General features: G+C 69.6%; 17 protein-coding genes. 9 read left to right on the top strand and 8 right to left on the bottom strand.

All coding sequences use genetic code 11. The annotated features are described in order from the left end of the window. Positions 1–804, top strand: coding sequence for a shikimate 5-dehydrogenase (locus SPHPHY_RS0106830; protein ID WP_022685954.1), 804 nt, complete (start codon positions 1–3; stop codon positions 802–804). A 389-nt stretch (positions 805–1,193) separates the two neighbouring features. Here SPHPHY_RS0106830 and SPHPHY_RS0106825 read toward each other — a convergent pair whose 3' ends face one another. Beyond that, positions 1,194–2,120, bottom strand: a complete 927-nt coding sequence (locus tag SPHPHY_RS0106825; RefSeq protein WP_022685953.1) for an ROK family protein — start codon at positions 2,118–2,120, stop codon at positions 1,194–1,196. Then, positions 2,121–2,564, bottom strand: coding sequence for a MarR family winged helix-turn-helix transcriptional regulator (locus SPHPHY_RS0106820; RefSeq protein WP_022685952.1), 444 nt, complete (start codon positions 2,562–2,564; stop codon positions 2,121–2,123). 132 nt (positions 2,565–2,696) lie between these two features. Here SPHPHY_RS0106820 and SPHPHY_RS0106815 point away from each other — a divergent pair, with 132 nt between their 5' ends. After that, positions 2,697–3,605 (top strand): alpha/beta fold hydrolase, encoded by a 909-nt coding sequence (locus SPHPHY_RS0106815; RefSeq protein WP_022685951.1) that lies wholly within the window; start codon positions 2,697–2,699, stop codon positions 3,603–3,605. A 1-nt stretch (position 3,606) separates the two neighbouring features. Here the strand turns inward: SPHPHY_RS0106815 and SPHPHY_RS0106810 are convergent, their stop codons facing one another. Then, on the bottom strand, positions 3,607–4,401 hold the full coding sequence (locus SPHPHY_RS0106810) for a PEPxxWA-CTERM sorting domain-containing protein (protein WP_081645262.1): 795 nt from the start codon (positions 4,399–4,401) through the stop codon (positions 3,607–3,609). 171 nt (positions 4,402–4,572) lie between these two features. On the opposite strand from SPHPHY_RS0106810, the gene SPHPHY_RS0106805 reads away from it, so the two are divergent. Both SPHPHY_RS0106805 and SPHPHY_RS0106800 read left to right on the top strand, forming a co-directional pair. Continuing rightward, positions 4,573–4,758: a hypothetical protein gene (locus tag SPHPHY_RS0106805; protein ID WP_022685949.1), complete on the top strand. Its 186-nt coding sequence runs from the start codon at positions 4,573–4,575 to the stop codon at positions 4,756–4,758. Positions 4,759–4,877: 119 nt separating this feature from the next. Beyond that, positions 4,878–6,059, top strand: coding sequence for a sensor domain-containing diguanylate cyclase (locus tag SPHPHY_RS0106800; RefSeq protein ID WP_022685948.1), 1,182 nt, complete (start codon positions 4,878–4,880; stop codon positions 6,057–6,059). A gap of 39 nt (positions 6,060–6,098) precedes the next feature. Here the strand turns inward: SPHPHY_RS0106800 and SPHPHY_RS0106795 are convergent, their stop codons facing one another. Next, positions 6,099–7,316: a pyridoxal-dependent decarboxylase, exosortase A system-associated gene (locus SPHPHY_RS0106795; protein WP_022685947.1), complete on the bottom strand. Its 1,218-nt coding sequence runs from the start codon at positions 7,314–7,316 to the stop codon at positions 6,099–6,101. Continuing rightward, positions 7,313–8,812, bottom strand: a complete 1,500-nt coding sequence (locus SPHPHY_RS0106790) for an AMP-binding protein (RefSeq protein ID WP_022685946.1) — start codon at positions 8,810–8,812, stop codon at positions 7,313–7,315. Before SPHPHY_RS0106790 ends, SPHPHY_RS0106795 begins: the two co-directional genes overlap by 4 nt. Before the next feature lie 98 nt (positions 8,813–8,910). Between SPHPHY_RS0106790 and SPHPHY_RS0106785 the strand changes: the two genes are divergently transcribed. Then, positions 8,911–9,183, top strand: coding sequence for an acyl carrier protein (locus SPHPHY_RS0106785; protein ID WP_022685945.1), 273 nt, complete (start codon positions 8,911–8,913; stop codon positions 9,181–9,183). Positions 9,184–9,456: 273 nt separating this feature from the next. Here the strand turns inward: SPHPHY_RS0106785 and trxB are convergent, their stop codons facing one another. Beyond that, positions 9,457–10,425 carry a thioredoxin-disulfide reductase gene (trxB, locus tag SPHPHY_RS0106780; protein WP_028056589.1) on the bottom strand — a complete coding sequence of 323 codons (969 nt, stop codon included), beginning with the start codon at positions 10,423–10,425 and terminating at the stop codon, positions 9,457–9,459. 78 nt (positions 10,426–10,503) lie between these two features. On the opposite strand from trxB, the gene SPHPHY_RS0106775 reads away from it, so the two are divergent. Next, positions 10,504–11,889, top strand: coding sequence for a leucyl aminopeptidase family protein (locus SPHPHY_RS0106775; RefSeq protein WP_022685943.1), 1,386 nt, complete (start codon positions 10,504–10,506; stop codon positions 11,887–11,889). A gap of 436 nt (positions 11,890–12,325) precedes the next feature. Here SPHPHY_RS0106775 and SPHPHY_RS0106770 read toward each other — a convergent pair whose 3' ends face one another. Beyond that, positions 12,326–13,168, bottom strand: a complete 843-nt coding sequence (locus tag SPHPHY_RS0106770; protein ID WP_022685942.1) for a formate/nitrite transporter family protein — start codon at positions 13,166–13,168, stop codon at positions 12,326–12,328. Between the two features lie 95 nt (positions 13,169–13,263). On the opposite strand from SPHPHY_RS0106770, the gene SPHPHY_RS0106765 reads away from it, so the two are divergent. Then, a complete protein-coding gene (locus SPHPHY_RS0106765) occupies positions 13,264–14,238 on the top strand; it encodes a cation diffusion facilitator family transporter (protein WP_022685941.1) in 975 nt (324 codons plus the stop codon). Here the strand turns inward: SPHPHY_RS0106765 and SPHPHY_RS0106760 are convergent. Further along, positions 14,192–14,896, bottom strand: a complete 705-nt coding sequence (locus SPHPHY_RS0106760; protein ID WP_022685940.1) for a DsbA family protein — start codon at positions 14,894–14,896, stop codon at positions 14,192–14,194. The genes SPHPHY_RS0106765 and SPHPHY_RS0106760 overlap by 47 nt on opposite strands. Positions 14,897–15,125: 229 nt before the next feature. Between SPHPHY_RS0106760 and SPHPHY_RS0106755 the strand changes: the two genes are divergently transcribed. Next, complete coding sequence (locus tag SPHPHY_RS0106755; RefSeq protein ID WP_028056587.1) at positions 15,126–15,776, top strand: response regulator transcription factor; 651 nt, start codon at positions 15,126–15,128, stop codon at positions 15,774–15,776. Then, positions 15,773–17,059 (top strand): sensor histidine kinase, encoded by a 1,287-nt coding sequence (locus SPHPHY_RS20920; protein ID WP_022685938.1) that lies wholly within the window; start codon positions 15,773–15,775, stop codon positions 17,057–17,059. Before SPHPHY_RS0106755 ends, SPHPHY_RS20920 begins: the two co-directional genes overlap by 4 nt. The last annotated feature ends 390 nt before the right edge of the window (positions 17,060–17,449 follow it).

The following is a 17,449-nucleotide window of genomic DNA, read 5'->3' as shown; positions in this document are numbered from 1 at the left end:
ATGAAGCCGCCGATCGGTCCCGCCACCCGTCTCTGCATGTCGCTCGCCGCGCGTCCCGGCACGTTCGGCTCGCGCTTTCACAATCACCTCTACGACGCGCTCGGGCTGGATTACGTCTACAAGGCGTTCACCACCACCGACCTGGGCGGCGCGATCGCCGGCATCCGTGCACTCGGCATCCGCGGCTGCGCGGTGTCGATGCCGTTCAAGGAAGCGGTGATCCCGATGCTTGATGGCCTGCGTGACTCGGCGGCGGCGATCGACAGCGTGAACACGATCGTCAACGACGACGGCGAACTGCTGGGCTTCAACACCGATTACAGCGCGATGCGCGAGCTGATCGAGCCGCTGCCGCGCGTGCCGTTCCTGCTGCGTGGCAGCGGCGGGATGGCGAAGGCGGTCGCGACCGCGCTGGTCGACGCTGGCTTTACCGAAGGTACGATCGCTGCACGCAACGAGGCCGCCGGGCGCGCGCTGGCGGAGCGGCTTGGTCTCGGCTGGCAGGCGACGGCCGCGGGCGAGGCGCCGCTGCTCGTCAACGTCACGCCGGTCGGGATGACCGGTGCCGACCAGGACGCGCTGGCGTTCGCGCAGGAACAGATCGCGGCGGCGCAGATAGTGATCGACGCGGTCGCGAAGCCGGTCGAGACCCCGCTGCTTCGCGCGGCGCAGGCGGCGGGCAAGCGCGTGGTGACCGGCGCGCAGATCGCGACCTTGCAGGCGCTGGCGCAGTTCGTGCTCTACACCGGCGTACGCCCCGGCGACCAACAGGTCGCGGCGGCGGAGGCATACGCACTGGGGTGATCGGATGGCGCGCGTGGGATGCGGACGTGCGTTCCACGCCGGATCGATCGTTGCCATGTTCCTTCCCCGACGTGATCCGGGTCGCGCCACTCAGGTACGGCAGCCGAAGCGGCTTTCCGGATCAGGTCCGGGATGCCGGCCCACGGATCGTCTCGATTGAAGTAGATACGGCGAGCGTTGCCCGAACCCGACGAGATCTCCGCGCCACCGGTGCGTCATTGCGAGCGTCGTGAAGCAATCCAGCGCCGGACCAGGACGCCCAGGATTGCTTCGTCACGCGCGCAACGACGCCGGAGAGACGAACGTCACATAGCGCACCGACCTGCCAAGCCCGCAGCTCACCCACGCGACATGCGCGAGGGCGGCGCCCGGGCGCCTCCGCCCGCCCGTCAGCCGCGCAGCAACGACCCCGTCGCGGCGCCGGTCCGGTCTTCCAGCGCCTGTGCGCCCAGCACCACCGCGCCCAGCGGGCCGGCGTTACCGCCCAGCGCGGCCGGGACGATGAACGTCTCCATGTCCGCCACCGCCGGCAAGGCCACATAGCCGTTCAGGCTCGTCGCGGTCGCCGCGCGCAGCCGCGGCAGCAGCCATGGGTTGCCCACCATCACGCCCCCGCCCAGCACGATGCGCCGCGGGACGCCGGTCAGCGTCAGCGTCGCGAACAGCGACGACAGCGCGCCGACCACCGTCTCCCACGCCTCGTGATCCTGTGGAAGGTCCTCGCCCTTGATGCCGGTGCGCGCCGCGATCGCCGGGCCGGCCGCCAGACCCTCCACGCACGCGCCGTGATATGGGCACACGCCGGCCCAGTCGTCGCCGGGCAGCCGCACCGGGCGGATATGGCCGAACTCGCTATGGGTCAGCCCGTCGACCGGGCGGCCGTGCGCGATCATGCCCGCACCCACGCCGGTGCCGACCGTGACATAGGCCAGATCGCCCAGCCCCTGCCCCGCACCCCAGCGCGCCTCGGCCATCGCCGCGCCCACCACGTCGCTGTGGAAGCCGACCGGCACGCCGTAGCGCGCCGCGAGCCGGCGCGCGATGTCCGTGCCCGCCCAGTGCGGCTTCGGCGTCGAGGTGATCTTGCCGTAATCGGCCGATTGCGGGTCGATCGAAACCGGGCCGAAGCTGGCGATGCCGATCGCCGCCACGCCGCGCCACTTGTCCATCGCCGCCTCCAGCGCGGGCAACGTCTCCTCGGGCCGGGTGGTGGGGACGCGTACCTCCTCCAGGATCGCGTCGGGCCCGCTGGAGAGCACCGCGATGCACTTCGTGCCGCCCAGTTCCACGCCCGCGATCAACGGCACTTGCGCCATTCAGTCTTCCTCCTCGACCGCGGCGTCGATCCGCCGCAGCATGTCCGTAAACTGCGCCAGTTCACGCGCGTTGAAACGCCCGAAGATCCGCCGCTCCAGCGCGGCGGCCTGCGGCGCGACCTGCGCGTACAGCGCTTCGCCGTCGGTGCTCAAGCGCAGATGATGCGAACGGCGGTCGGTGGCGTTGGGGGTGCGCCCCAGCAGCCCGCGCTGCGTCAGCGAGATCGCCGCGCGGCTGACCGTCACCTTGTCCATCCGGCTGCGGTCGCACAATTGCGCCTGCGTGATCGGCGCATGTTCCGCGATCAGCGTCACCAGCCGCCATTCGGGGATCGTCAGCCCGAACAGCGTCTCATACGCGCTCGCGATCCGGCCGCTGACCCGGTTCGAGGTGACCGACAGCAGATACGGCAGGAACTGATCGAGTTGGAGGCGTTCGGCCATGGGACACCTGCGCTAACATGGGAAAGGAAGGAGCGGAACCAGAACCCGAAATGTTGCATTAATGTTACGAAGCCTACAAGGACGTCGAAACTTTTCCACACAAGCGTTCGAGGTGGCGCGACGGAGCAGGCGATGGCAGCGGTACGGGCGAACGGGATCGAGATCGAATATGAGGACGAGGGGCCACGCGACGGCCCGGTGATCCTGATGGTCATGGGTCTGGGCGCGCAACTGGTACGCTGGCCGCAGGCGATGGTCGATGCGTTGGCGGAGCGCGGCTATCGCGTGATCCGCTACGACAACCGCGATGTCGGGCTCTCCACCAAGTTCGATCATCTCGGTGCGCCGCACATCGTGTGGACGGCGATGCAGATGCAGTTCGGGCGCGTGCCCGCGGTGCCCTATACCCTCACCGACATGGCGCAGGATGCGATCGGACTGCTCGACGCGCTGGGAATCGACCGCGCGCACGTCGTCGGTGCCTCGATGGGCGGGATGATCGCGCAGCTGATCGCGGCACGCTGGCCGGAACGGGTGCGCACGCTCACCTCGATCATGTCGACCACCGGCAACCCGTCCTGCTCGCGCCCGACGATGCGCGCTACCGCGCTGCTGCTGCGCCATCCGAAGAGCGATGAAATCGAGGCGATCGTCGCGCATGGCACGATCGCCGGGCGTGCGGTGGGCGGGCGCTTCCCGATGGCGGACGCGGTCATGGCCGAACGCATTCGGGGCGAGACGCTGCGCAACCGCTGCCCGACCGGCTTCCTGCGTCAGATCGCCGCGATCATCGCGGATGGCGATCGCACCGATCGCCTGCGCCGCATCACCGCGCCGACACTGGTGATCCACGGCAGCGACGATCCGCTGGTACCGGTGGCGGGCGGCCGCGACACCGCGCGCGCGATCTCGGGCGCGCGGCTGCTGGAGATCGACGGCATGGGCCATACGCTGCCGCCCGAACTGGTCGACCCGATCGTGGCCGCGATCGACGACCACATCCGTCATCGCCGTCGCGACGCGATCCCGCAGGCCGCGTGAGCTACGCCGCGCGCGCCGGCCGGCCGGCTGGCACGCGCCCTTGCCGCAACACGGCGCCGACCAGCCCGAAGCCAAGGATCATCAGCGCCCAGGTTGCCGGCTCCGGCACCGCGCCGTCCACCCGCAACGAGGTCGCCGCGAACGACAGCCGCGTGTCGTAGTCGATCCCGCCGCTGCGATCGAAATAACTGCGGGCGGTCAGGAAGCTTCCCGTGCCCGTCACACCGAACGTCCCCGCCTGCCGGTAATCGGGCACGATGAACGCGGCATCGGCCAGCGTGAAGCGCAGGTCGTCGGTCGAACTGCTGGAGTAGCTGCCGTAATCCGCGCAGCAGCTGTCGTAGCTGTCATAGCCGGCGAACAGGTCCAGCTGCCGCGCGGCCACGTTCTTCACCACCCCGCCCGCGTCGTCGATGAAGGACGACGCGCCATAGCATTCGCCACTCGGGAAGCACGCCGGCGGCTCGTTCTTGTCGCCGGTGCGGATCGCATAGTCTTTCCCGTTGATCGTCAGTACCGCGCTCACCGGCGGCCGCGTGCCGTCCTGGATCAGCCCGCCGCCCTGTGCCGACGATCCGCCGGCATCCGCGGCATACAGCGCCAGCGGCGCCGCATCGTCGACCTCGAACCGTGCCGAGAACGTACTGCCCAGCACGTTCTCGCCGAAGGCGGTTCCCTGGTTGCTGGTGTCGCCGACGACCGTCCCGGTGACGACGTAGGTGAAGACCGCGGCGGTCGCGGGGGTCGTCGTGCTGCAGGCGAACGCGATCGCCATGCCGATCGAAGCAAGTCGCATGATCCATCTCCCTGGCGCAGCGGGCGACGGGCACGTCCCTGTCCCCTGTCGACCATGGCGCTGTTGCTGGCATAGCAGCTTTCGGCGCGCGCATCAGCCATGGCGACGTCAGGATTGATCCTTTCCTTACAAGCGCCTAGCATCGTGTTCCCGACCTGCCGGAGCCTGCGCATGTTCGTCGATTTCCGCGACCAGCCGCCACCTCCGCCGTGGCAGCCACGCCGCCCGGCGCCGCGGCTGACCGCGCGGCAGGAAAAGACGCTCGCGACGATCATCGGCGTCAACGTGCTCCTGCTGCTCGTTGCCCCGATCGGTGGTGCCACGCTGTTCGGGGCGCTGGCGCTGCTGTTGCGCTGATCGCGTGAACGACAGCGAGGCTGTCGAATATTCCTGTCATCACGGCCACTTGCCGTGAATGTCACGCCCGCGCTATACTAGGTTAGCGCGCCGGGGGGCCGCGACATGGGGGGCTTTCGGTGACGCTGGACGTGGCGACGCTGTTCATCGCTAGCACGACGATCGAGGTCGTGATGGCGCTATACTTCTGGACGCTATGGCTCGGCCGGCGCCAGGAGCGCATTCATCTGTGGACCGCCTGTTCGATCACCGCCGGGGTGTTCGGCTGCCTGTGCTACATGCTGCGCGGCGTCGCGCCGGACTGGCTGGCCGTGTGGGCAGCGCAGGTCTGCTTCATCCAGGTCTTCGCCTTCCTGTGGGCCGGGGTACGGCTGGTCCACGCGCGTCCGCGCCGGCCGCTGGCCGTCTGGAGCGGCGCGGTCGTCTGGACTGCCGCATGCCTGATCCCGGCGTTTTTCACGGCCGAGGCGGTGCGAAACGTCGTCGCGACGCTCGCCTTCACCACTTATTGCCTCGCGATGTCGACGGAGCTGCTGCGCCGTATCCATGGTTATCGCTCGCCCAGCCGCTGGCTGACGGCGACGCTGTTGTTGCTGCTGTCGGCGACGTCGCTGGCGATGACCGCCTATACCGCGTTGCGCAGCGATATCCTCGTGCCGCTGCATAGCGCGTCGCCGCTGCCAGGGCTGTGGCTGCTGGCCTATATCGCGATCTATCTCACGCTGGTGCTGTCGGTAACCACGCTGGAGCTCGGCAACGAGGCGCAGCGGCAGCGCGAGGCAGCGACCACCGACTCGCTGACCGGGCTGCTCAATCGTCGCGCCTTCATGGAACGCGCGGTACCCGCCGCCGCCGCCCCGCATGGCGCGACGCTGCTGATGCTCGACCTCGACCATTTCAAGCAGGTCAACGATCGCTGGGGTCATTCGGCGGGCGACCGTGCGCTCGTGCTGTTCGCAGGGGCGCTGCTCGACGCACTGGGCAGCGGGCATTGCGCGATGCCGGCACGGATCGGCGGCGAGGAATTCGCCGTGCTGCTGGTCGGCGTCTCTCACCGCGATGCGCTCGCGCTGGCCGGGCGGATCGCCGCGCGCACCCGCGAGCTGCGCCATACGCCGGGTGCGTCCAGACTCACGGTCAGCATCGGGCTCGCCATCGGGCAGTCGGGCGAGCGCACCCTCGGCGACCTGCTCACCGCTGCCGATCAGGCGCTCTACCGCGCAAAGCGCGCCGGCCGCGACCGTATCGAGGAAGAAACGGCCGCGCCGCTGCGGCCAGCGTTCGCTACGCTCGCCGCCTAGACGCCCGCTCCGTCATCGTACGCGACGCCGCAACTGAGGTCACACGACCAGTTCCGCCGGCGCCGGGTGGCCGAGGAACGCCGCCGGGCTCGCCGTCGCGCCATAGGCACCGGCAAGGAAGATCGCGATCACCTCGCCCTCCGCGACGGGCGGCAGCGCGACGCGGTCGCCCAGCCGGTCGAGCGGGGTGCACAGGCATCCGACCACCGACACCTCGCCTGCCGCCGCCGCGCCCATCCGCGCCGCCACTGCCAGCGGATAGTTGCGGCGCACCACCGTTCCGAAATTGCCGCTTGCCGCCAACTGGTGGTGCAGCCCGCCATCGACCACGACGAAGGTCTCGCCGCGGCTCGCCTTCACGTCGACGACGCGCGTCAGATAGACGCCCGCTTCCGCGACCAGCCACCGCCCCAGTTCGATCGCGAAGCGACTGTCGCGCAGCGCTGCGCCCCGCATCGCGAGCGCTTCGCCCAATGCCGCGCCGACCGCCTCGACGTCCAGCGCGACGTCGCCCGCGAAATACGGCACCCCGAATCCACCGCCGAGATTGACCAGCGGCGGCGTGACGCCGACCTGCTCGGCCAGCCGGGCCGCCAGCGCCAGCGTCGCGGCCTGCATCTCGATCACCGCACCCGCGTCCAGCGCCTGCGAGCCGGCATAGATGTGCAGTCCGCGCCAGTCCGCGCCACCCGCGATCACGTCACGCACCACCGCTGCGGCATGTTCGGCATCGATACCGAACGGTGACGCACGGCCACCCATCTTCATCCCCGACCCGCGCAGTTCCATATCCGGGTTCACCCGCACCGCAACGCGCGGGCGCACGCCCAGCCGATCGCCCGCCGCCAACGCGCGTCGTGCCTCTCCCGCCGATTCCAGATTGAGCGTCGCGCCTGCCGCAATCGCCGCCTCCAGCTCCGCGTCGCGCTTGCCCGGCCCCGCGAAGCTGATCGCCGCTCCCGGCTTGACCGTCAGCGCGCGCGCCAGTTCGCCGCCCGAGGCGACGTCAAGCCCATCCACCACCGGCGCGATCCGCGCCAGCAGCGCGGGCAACGGATTGGCCTTGATCGCATAATGCAGGTCGATCGCCGGCATCGCCGCGCGGAACCGCGCCACCTGCCCCGCGACCAGCGCGGCGTCATAAACGAACAGCGGCGCGCCATGCGTCGCGACCAGTGCCGACGCATCGTGCCCGCCGATCGTCAGCGCGCCGGATTGCTCCCCGAATGCAGGCGGGATCGGCCCCATCGGCTTCATACGCGTACCTCCCGCGCCGCCGCCGCGATTGCGGCGCGGTCCAGCTTGCCGTTGGCATTGCGCGGCAGTTCGTCGTGCCAGTCGATCCGTACCGGCTGCATATAGGCAGGCAACGCACGCTTCAGCCGCGCGCGCAGCGCCGCTTCGCCGATCGCGGGTCCGCGCGCGACCAGTACGATCGCCTGCCCCTGCCGCGCGTCGCTCACCCCGACCGCGACCGCCTCCGCCACTTCGTCGCCGGCAGTCGCGGCTTCCTCGACCTCCTGCGGGCTGACCCGGTGGCCGGCGGTCTTGATCATCTCGTCGTCGCGTCCGACGAAGCGCAGCAACCCGGCCTCGTCCGCGACGACCGTGTCCCCGGACCACACGGCCGTGCCACCGTAACGCGAACTCGCCGGCGCGGCGCGGAACCGCGCCGCCGTCCGCTCGGCATCGCGCCAATAACCATGCGCGACCAGCGGCCCGGCATGGACCAGCTCGCCCGGCTCGCCCGGCGCGGCGAGCGTGCCGTCGCCGCGCACTACCAGTACCTCGGCGAACGGCACCGCGCGCCCGATCGAATCGGGGTGCGCATCGACCAGCGCCGGGTCGAGATACGTCGAGCGGAACGCCTCGGTCAGCCCGTACATCGGAAACAATCGCGCCGCCGGAAACCGCGCGCGCAACGCCCGCACCATCGCCGGGGTCAGCGCGCCGCCGGAATTGGTCAGCCGCCGCAGCCGCGCCGCAATCTCGGCCGGCCAGTCCGCCTCCAGCACTTGCGTCCACAGCGGCGGCACGCCGGCCAGCGTCGTCGCCGCGACGCGCTCGACCGCCTTCACCACGTCACGCGCGGTCAGGTAATCGAGCGGCGCGACGCACGCCCCCGCCGCCCACGTCGAGAACAGCTGGTTCTGTCCGTAATCGAACCCCAGCGGCAGCACCGCCAGCACGCGGTCCTCGGGTGCCAGCGCCAGATAATGCGCCACGCCGATGGCACCGAGCCACAAATTGGCGTGGCTCAGCATCACGCCCTTCGGCCGCCCCGTGGACCCGGAGGTGTAGAGCAACGCCGCCAGCGCCTCCGGGTCGGCATCCGACCGCGGCAGCGCGTCGCCCTCGCCTGCCTCGGTCATGACCAGGCATTCGGCCGGCACGTCGCCGGGCTCCAGCGTCGCCGCGCGCGCAGCCTGCGTCAGCAGCAGCGCCGCACCGCTGTCCGTCAGGATATGCGCCACCTGCGCGCGGCGCAGCACCGGGTTGACCGGCACATGCACCAGCCCGGCGCGCGCGGCCGCCAGCGGCATCCAGCATGCCGCCCGCGTCTTCGGCAGCCACGTCGCCACGCGCGATCCCGGCGCCAGCCTCAGCGCCGCCAGCCACCCCGCGATCCGCGCCACCGCGTTTTCGGCGGCGGCATAATCGACCGCCCCTTCACGATCGACCAGCGCCGGCGCGCTCGCCTCCCCGCGCAGGACGTGGTCGATCGGGCGGGGCGTAGCATCGAGGGACACCATGCCGCACCTTCTAGGCTCGGGCGTTGCGGAATCCACCCCTTGCGCCTAACGCCACGCGGATCGCCGCCGATGGTGCGGTGCGACATGGCGGAGGATGCGTGATTCCCGAAGGCAGGAGCGAGATCGAGGCGACCGTACGCGCGGTGCTGGTCGACGTGCTGGCGCTCTCGCCGGACCGCGCCGCCGCCTTCCATGCCGGGACGCCGCTGTTCGGCGCATTGCCCGAACTCGATTCGATGGCCGTCGCGGGCGTGCTGACCGAGCTGGAAGACCGGCTCGGCATCGTCATCGAGGACGACGAGGTCGATGGCGAGATGCTGGAGACGTTCGGCGCATTGGTCACCTTCGCGGCGGGCAAGGCGCTGGTCTGACGCGCGCGTCCGGCCGGGCGCGCCGCCCGGTCCGGTGTCACCACGAGCGCCGGAGCGAAAGCATGATCCCGGATCAGCCGGACGACGTGAAGCACGCGTCGCGCCGACCTCCCGCTGCGGAGGCAGCGGCTCGACGATGCGCTCCGCCTCGGCACGCCTCCCGCGCGAGCAGCACGTCGCGGCTCAGCTCCGGGATGAAGTAAAGCGGGCGCTTTGCCGCTTCCGACATCCGCGATCTTCACGATCGCGGGTACGCCGACCTTGCGAGCGACGCTATTCAGCGGCTTCCTTCACCGCCTCGAACTCCGCCGCCGCCAGGAAGCGTTCGGCGTCCAGCGCCGCCATGCACCCGGTCCCCGCCGCGGTCACCGCCTGGCGATATACCTTGTCCATCACGTCGCCGCACGCGAACACGCCCGGCACGCTGGTGCGCGTCGAGCCGGTCTCAACCGCGATATAGCCGTCTTCATCGAGCGCCAGGTGGCCGCGAAACAGCTCGGTCGCCGGATGATGCCCGATCGCGACGAACCCGCCGTCGACGTCGATCCGCGACACCTCGCCGGTCTGCGTATCCTCCAGCGACAGCGCGACCAGCCCGGCATTGCCGCCGCCGTCCACGAACTCGCGCACTTCCTTGTTCCACAACACCTTCACGCCAGGGTGCGCGAACAGCCGCTCCTGCAGGATCCGCTCGGCGCGCAGCGAATCGCGGCGGTGGATCAGCGTCACGTCGTCGCTGTGATTGGTCAGGTACAGCGCTTCCTCGACCGCGGTGTTGCCGCCGCCGATCACCGCCACCTTCTTGCCGCGATAGAAGAAGCCGTCGCACGTCGCACAGGCGCTGACGCCCTTGCCCTTCATCGCATCCTCGCTGTCCAGCCCCAGCCACTTGGCCTGCGCGCCGGTCGCGATCACCAGCACCTCGCCCTCGTACACGTCGCCGCCGTCACCGATCAGGCGGAACGGCCGCGCGGTCAGGTCGACCTCGACGATCGTGTCCCACATCAACCGCGTGCCGACATGCTCGGCCTGCGCCTGCATCTGCTCCATCAGCCACGGCCCCTGGATCACTTCCTTGAAGCCGGGATAATTCTCGACATCGGTGGTGGTGGTCAGCTGGCCGCCGGGCTGGATGCCCTGCACCACGATCGGTGCCATCCCGGCGCGCGCGCCATAGATGGCGGCGGACAGACCGGCGGGCCCGGAACCCAGGATCAGCATGCGAGTCGAATGTGTCGTCATGCGGCGCGATGTAGGATGCCGCGCGTCCCAAGGAAACCGCGCGTTGCGTGTGCGGGCAAGTCCTGCTTTGGTCCGGCGATGACCGACTTTACCGCTTTGCTCCAGCCCGATCGCGGCCAGCCCGCGCGCGACATCCACGTCGTCCACCCCGATCGCTTCGCCGAGTGGCTGGCACGGCAGCCCGCGCGTATTCGTACCGCCGTCGCTGCGAACAAAGTCACCGGGCGCGCCGGCAATCGCGCGATCCTGCCCGGCGAGGCGGCGGAGGACTGGGCGATGCTGCTGGTCTGCGACGAGGCGCTCGAGTCGCCGTGGCGGATCGCCTCGCTCGGGGAAGGATTGCCGGAAGGGACGTACCGGCTGGCGGATGGCGGCGCCACCGGCGCGGCGGGGCTCGGCTGGCTGCTCGCGCAGCACCGCTTCACGCGCTACCGCAAGCTCGAGCCCGCCACCGCGCGCGTGCTGCTCACGCCCGATGTCGCGACGATCGACGAGACGGTGCGCCTCGCCGCCGCCACCGCGCGCGTCCGCGATCTGGTCGACACCGGCGCCAGCGACCTCGGCCCGGCCGAGCTGGAGGCGGAGGCCGACGCGCTCGCCGCCACGCACGGTGCGACCGTCACCGTGACGCGCGGCGACGCGCTGGCGATCGGCTATCCGATGATCCACGCGGTCGGGCAGGCTGCGGCGAAGGACCGCGCACCGCGGCTGATCGAGCTGGAATGGGGCGACCCCGCGCACCCGCGCGTCGCCGTGGTCGGCAAGGGCGTGTGCTTCGATTCGGGCGGGCTGGATATCAAGCCGTCGGCGGGCATGCGGCTGATGAAAAAGGACATGGGCGGCGCTGCCCATGCGCTCGCGCTCGCCGGGCTGGTGATGCAGGCGCGGCTGAAGGTGCGGCTGCACCTGCTGATCCCCGCGGTCGAGAATGCCATCGCCGGCAACGCCTTCCGTCCCGGCGACGTGCTCGCGACGCGCAAGGGCCTGACGGTCGAGAACACCAACACCGATGCGGAAGGCCGGCTGATCCTCGGCGACGCGTTGACGAAGGCGGTCGAGGGCGCGCCCGACCTGCTGATCGACTTCGCGACGCTTACCGGTGCCGCGCGCGTCGCGCTGGGGCCGGAACTGCCGGCGACGTTCGTGCAGGACGAGGCGCTCGCCGCCGAATTGCTTGCTGCGGGCGAGGCCGTGCGCGATCCATTGTGGCGGCTGCCGCTGTGGAACGGGTACGACGACATGCTGAAGTCCGACATCGCGGACATCGTCAACGCACCCGACGGCGGCTTCGCTGGCGCGATCACCGCGGCGCTGTTCCTGCGCCGCTTCGTGCCTGCGGAGCTGCCGTGGGCGCATCTCGATACTTTCGCGTGGCGCCCCGCCGCACGACCGGGCCGGCCGAAGGGCGGCGAGGCATATGGCCTGCGCGCGGCATGGGCGATGCTCAAGGGTCGCTTCGGCTAGGCGCCGCGCCGATCATTCCGAACCACGCTCCGCCGAAACGGTCATGCACATCCCGGAGGGCTCCGGCCCTCCGTTCATGCATAATCCGCCGCAACGCGCTCCGCTTCGACAGCGGGCATCAGGCAGGATCGATATTCAGCATCTCACGGGTGCCGGACCGCCAATGGCGATATCCAGCTATTCGCGCCACTCGCGCTCCCACGTTCGGGCAGAGGTCTCCCACCATTCCTCATGGCGAAGAACCCGGCAAGCGCGCTCATTGCGAGCGTAGCGAAGCAATCCAGGGCGCCGCGTGGAACGCTGGATTGCTTCGCTCTGCCCGCAATGACGGGTAACGGTCGCAAACCTGCGCGATCCAGCGTGGTGCGCCCTGACAGATGGATAATCTTCATTGGCGGACAGCCCGGCATTCGTGAGGCGTAGAATGTCGATCGCCCTAGATCTCGTCCCGCACCTGCGCATGCGCCAACAGCGCGAACAGCCCGGTGCCGCCGATGATGTTCCCGATCAGCGCCGGCAGCAGGAACCCGCCAAGCACCCAGCCGAACCCGGCATCACCGTGCCACAGCAGCACGAACGCCTCTGCCGCCCCCGCGATCACGTGCGCGAACCCGCACAATGCGATCGCATAGGTGATCGCGAACACGATCCAGAACCCGCTGTCGTCCACCGCGGACCGGATCCACGCCACCGACGCGATCAGGAAGCCGGCCGGGATCGCCTGGCACAGCGTCTCGATCGGCGTTCGCTCCAGCAGCTTGGCCGACGCCTCCACTACCCCGCCGAGAATCGCCGCCGGCTGCGCGCCGCCGAACACCGCCAGCGCAGCCGCCGCCGCCGCGCCGATCATATTGGCCAGCAACACCGTCGACCACAGCCGCGCCAGCGCCGCCAGCCCACGCCGGGAGGGCCGGCGCACCACCGGCAGCACTGCGACCATCGTCTGCTCGGTAAAGAGCTGCCACCTCCCCAGCACCACGATCAGGAAGCCGAGCGGATAACCCAGCGCACTCACCGCGGGCGTCCATTCCGCCTTTGGCAGATAATGATGCAGCGCCCCCGTCGCCCACACCGATGCGAAGATCGCGATCCCGCCCGCGATCCCCGACCAGAAGAGCGACGACACCGGCCGCTTCAGTTCTTCCTTGCCCTGCTCGGCGACGGCGGCGTGGACGACGCGCGCGGCCGGCGCGGTATGTTCCTCCGCCTCGCGATCCTCCGCCTGCTGCTCTTCGGTAGCGCGGTTCCCGTCCGCGGCACGATTACGATCGTCATTCATGCTTCGCGCAACGCACGATGCCGCAAAGCGATACCGCCCGGGATGGAACCATGCACCCCCACGTCGCGTCTCGCCTCCACATCGAAGGAGCCGGCGTGAGCGAAACGAAACCCAAGGGCTGGCGCGACAATATCGTCCTGTTCGGCGCGCTGGCCGCCAACCTCGGCATCGCGGTCGCCAAGTTCGTCGCCGCCGCCATCTCCGGATCGTCGTCGATGCTGACGGAGGGCGTCCACTCACTGGTCGACAGCGGTAACCAGGTCCTGCTCCTTTACGGCCAGAAGCGTGCGCGCCGCGCCCCCGATCACGCGCATCCTTTCGGCTATGGCCGCGAGCTGTATTTCTGGGCGTTCGTGGTCGCGATCCTGATCTTCGCGATCGGCGCCGGCGTCTCGATCTACGAGGGCTATCTCCACATCGTCACGCCGGAGCCGCTTGCCGATCCGCTGGTGAACTACATCGTGCTCGGCGTCGCCGCGCTGATGGAGGGCGCGTCGTGGACGATCGCGATGCGCGAATTCGATGCCAAGCGCGGCGGGCTCGGCTGGTGGCAGGCGATCCACGAATCCAAGGATCCCGCCGGCTTCATCGTGCTGTTCGAGGATAGCGCCGCGTTGATCGGGCTGGTCGTCGCCGCGGTCGGCGTGTGGTGCAGCCACTATTTCGAGGATCCGCGGCTCGATGGCTACGCCTCGGTCGTCATCGGCGTGATCCTCGCTGCGGTCGCCGTGGTGCTGGCGCGCGAATCCAAGGGGCTGCTGATCGGCGAGCGCGCCGACGCGGCGGTGATCGACCGCGCGCGCGCGATCGTCGCCGCCCACCCGCAGGTTACGCACGTCAATCACGTCCGCACGATCCACACGGCGCCGGAATCGGTGTTCGTCGCGATCAGCGCGGACTTCGATGACACGCTCGACATGGGCCGCGCCGAAACGCTGATCGAGAAGATCGAGGATGCGTTGCGCGCCGAGCTTCCGCAACTCGCCTCGATCTACATTCGCCCGGAAAAGCAAAGCGCCGCGTTCACGATCCCGTCGCCGCCTCCGTCGACTTCGCCGCCGTCGTCATAGCCCGCGCCCGCGCAAACAACCGCGCGAAGTCCGCCGTGTCGATTGCCCCCAGCACCAGCAGCGGGCCGGCGAGATAGCCCGGTGTCCCCGGCAGCGCGATCGCCTGCGCCTCCCCGGCGTGGCGTCGCAATTGCGCCGCGATGCGCTCCCGTCCCGCCGCCAGATCGACGAGCAACCGTGCCCAATCGCCGCCTGCACGGCGCACCGCGTCCTGCAGCATCCGCTGGTCGAACGTCCCCGGCGCGGTCATCAAGCGCCGATGCACCTGCGCGTAGATCCCTTGGGCGGCGCTCGCCAGCGCCACCTGCGCCGCGCGCTCCGACGGCGGGCCGAAGATCGGCCAGTCCTTGTACAGCACGCGCACGTCGCCGTCCGCGGCCAGCGCCGCCTCCAATGCCGGGAACGCCTGCCGACATGCCGGACAGCGGTAGTCGCTGAACACCGCCAGCCGCAGCCCGGCCGCCGCCGGCCCGCTCGTCGGCGTGCCGTCATCGTCCAGGATCGCCGCCACCGCCCCCGATGCCGACACGTCGCGCCCGATCGGCACGGAACGCGACAGCACGCGCCCGCCTGCCCAACCCGCCAGCCCCGCGCCGGCCAGCGTCAGCAACGCCCGCCGGTCGAACCGCACGCGTCGTGGATGATCCGCTTCGTCCATCTCGTGAAGGTCGTGCGGCCGGCACGTACGGACAAGTGGCAAGGGGCATTGCAGGACAGCAGGGGGAAGCCCCCCTTCCCCGCCGCGTCGCCGCAATGCCCTGGTCGTCCCCCCGGTCGACGCCGCCGCCCCTAGCCGATCGCCACCGACCCGGTGTAGGTCATTGACCGACACGATCGCATCGCCCGGCCATTATCCTGCGCGGCGAACGGCAAAAGGGTGGCGAGGCGTGGGGTTGTTCCGATTGTTGATCGTCGACGACCATCCGATCGTGCTCACCGGGCTTACCTTGTTGTTCGAAGGCGACGCGCGCTACGCGATCGTCGGCGCGGCCACTTCGGTCGCCACCGCGCTGGCGCTCGCCGAGCAGGTCGCCCCCGATGTCATCATCACCGACCTCACGCTCGGCGACGGCAACGGCATCGCGATGATCGAGGACCTTCGCACCCTGCTGCCGGATGCGCGCATCATCGTCTATTCCAGCAGCGACGAACTGGCCTGGGGGCCGCGCGCGATCCGTGCCGGCGCGCACGGCTATGTCGCCAAGGCCGAGCCGCTGGAGACGGTGGCGCATGCGCTCGACCGTGTGGTCGCCGGGGCGGTGCATGTCGCGGAGGCGGTACAGCAGGCACTGCTCGCCGACGTGGTGCATCAGCGCGACCGCCGCAGCGACATCGACGGCCTGTCCGCACGCGAGTTGCAGGTGCTGCGCCTGATCGGAAGCGGCGCGACGCTCCAGTCGCTTGCGCAGCAATTGCAGATCAGCGTGAAGACCGTCGGCACCTATCGGGAGCGACTGAAGATCAAGCTCGGTCTCGACAGCGCGCGGATGCTGGAACGCTATGCCGCGGATCATGCCATCCGGCCCGACCTGCCGTGAAGGGCCTGCTCGCGCGTTGGGACGTGACCCCTGCCGAAAAGGCCGAGCTTCCGTTCGCCGCGCAGCTGCTGATGGTCAATGTGCGCCGGGTCGAGCCCGCGTGCCTGCTCGGCATCCTGACCAAAAGCGCGGAGATGCTCGGCGGCTTCCACGCCACGTTGCGCTATGTCGAATTGCCGTTCGCCTGCGCCTTCCTGCTGCTCACGCAGATCGTGCGACGTCGCCCGCCGCGCTGGTGGTCGGCAGTGTTCGTGGCAGCGTTCGTGGTCGGGGCATTGCTGATGACGCAGTTCAATGTCGCCGCGCTCGGCGCGCAGGGGCGACTGACCAGCGCCTATCCGCTGATGCTGCTCTCGCTGGTGCTGTTGTTCGTGATCCCGCCGCGCGCCTTGCTGTGCGGCACGGCAGCGCTCTTCGCCAGTTACTGCGCGATCGTCTGGCGTGTCGACGCGCGCGGTGCCGAGAAATTCGTGGCGATCGAGAATACCGCGCTCACCTCGATCATCGCGGTCGTCGCCGCGCTGCTGATCCACTCCAATCGGCGCCGGGACTATGAACAGCAACGCGTGATCCGTCTGCAGAACGACACGCTGCGTGATCGCAATGCCGAGCTCGATTCGCTCATGGCGATCACCGCGCACGATCTGCGCAGCCCGCTGCACGGTATCCGCAACCTCTTCGATCTCGCGATCCGCCGCGCCGCCCACGATCCCGGCCTGCCGTTGAAGGTGCTCGATCAAACGATCGCCAGCGTCGACGGCATGCTCGCGCTCGTCACCCGGCTGCTCGATGCCCACGCGGCGGAGCACCGCGTGCTTGAAGAGCTGGCGGAGCAGGATGTGCGCGCCGTCGTGCTGGGTGCCGCCGCGCGCATCGCGCCGCTGGCGCGCGCTTCCGGGGTGCGGATCGACGCCGACCTTCCGCCGCGCGCACTCGTGGCGCTCGCCGACGCCGCCGCACTCGGGCAGGTGCTCGACAATCTGCTCGCCAACGCGGTTCGCTTCAGCCCGGCCGGCGCGACGGTGACCGTCGCCGCCTGGCCAGAGGAGACGCGCATCGCGCTCGGCGTCCGCGATCGCGGCCCGGGTGTGCCCGTGCCGCAGCGCGCCCGGCTGTTCATGAAGTTCCAGCGCGGGGAGCCGTCGCCGCCCGGAGCGCCGCCCGGGGCGGGCATGGGCCTGTTCATCGTCGCGACGCTCGCCGCACGCATGGATGCGGTGATCCGCCACGAACAGGTCCCCGGCGGCGGCGCGCTCTTCGTGATCGCCCTGCGCTGCGCATGAAAGCATTGCGCGCGATCGCAAGCATGTCCGCAGCAGCACGCGCAAATAACGTAGCGCGATGAATAACCGGAATAATCGACGTGCGGCGATCCGCCCTTGTTGCAGCGCGGCATGCTTGCCAGTCTCTCCGTGCTGCTTGCAAATTGCTCCCGACGCCAACCATGATTTCGGATTTCTCCTGATAAATCAGCCCGTGCGGCGGGACCGAGGGTACTGCATTCGCGTCATCTCTCGACGACACGGCAGGGGTCGCCCGGACAAAACGCCACCTTCGACAAGCTGTTCGTCAAAATCAAACCGCACCAGGCACTTGCATCGCAACTCGATTCGGAAGTATTTGATTTCTGTAAACTATAGGCTGAACTTGCACCCCCGGATCAGGAACAACTT

The sequence above is a fragment of the Sphingomonas phyllosphaerae 5.2 genome (genome assembly GCF_000419605.1).
GTDB lineage: Bacteria > Pseudomonadota > Alphaproteobacteria > Sphingomonadales > Sphingomonadaceae > Sphingomonas > Sphingomonas phyllosphaerae_B.
The sequence above is the reverse complement of the archived record's forward strand: the minus strand, read 5'-3'. Positions and strand labels throughout refer to the sequence as shown.

Coding starts and splice junctions, on each gene's coding strand:
- SPHPHY_RS0106830 (WP_022685954.1), top strand. CDS start 1: ATGAAGCCGCCGATCGGTCCCGCCACCCGTCTCTGCATGTCGCTCGCC.
- SPHPHY_RS0106825 (WP_022685953.1), bottom strand. CDS start 2,120: ATGGCGCAAGTGCCGTTGATCGCGGGCGTGGAACTGGGCGGCACGAAG.
- SPHPHY_RS0106820 (WP_022685952.1), bottom strand. CDS start 2,564: ATGGCCGAACGCCTCCAACTCGATCAGTTCCTGCCGTATCTGCTGTCG.
- SPHPHY_RS0106815 (WP_022685951.1), top strand. CDS start 2,697: ATGGCAGCGGTACGGGCGAACGGGATCGAGATCGAATATGAGGACGAG.
- SPHPHY_RS0106810 (WP_081645262.1), bottom strand. CDS start 4,401: ATGCGACTTGCTTCGATCGGCATGGCGATCGCGTTCGCCTGCAGCACG.
- SPHPHY_RS0106805 (WP_022685949.1), top strand. CDS start 4,573: ATGTTCGTCGATTTCCGCGACCAGCCGCCACCTCCGCCGTGGCAGCCA.
- SPHPHY_RS0106795 (WP_022685947.1), bottom strand. CDS start 7,316: ATGAAGCCGATGGGGCCGATCCCGCCTGCATTCGGGGAGCAATCCGGC.
- SPHPHY_RS0106790 (WP_022685946.1), bottom strand. CDS start 8,812: ATGGTGTCCCTCGATGCTACGCCCCGCCCGATCGACCACGTCCTGCGC.
- trxB (WP_028056589.1), bottom strand. CDS start 10,425: ATGACGACACATTCGACTCGCATGCTGATCCTGGGTTCCGGGCCCGCC.
- SPHPHY_RS0106775 (WP_022685943.1), top strand. CDS start 10,504: ATGACCGACTTTACCGCTTTGCTCCAGCCCGATCGCGGCCAGCCCGCG.
- SPHPHY_RS0106770 (WP_022685942.1), bottom strand. CDS start 13,168: ATGAATGACGATCGTAATCGTGCCGCGGACGGGAACCGCGCTACCGAA.
- SPHPHY_RS0106760 (WP_022685940.1), bottom strand. CDS start 14,896: ATGGACGAAGCGGATCATCCACGACGCGTGCGGTTCGACCGGCGGGCG.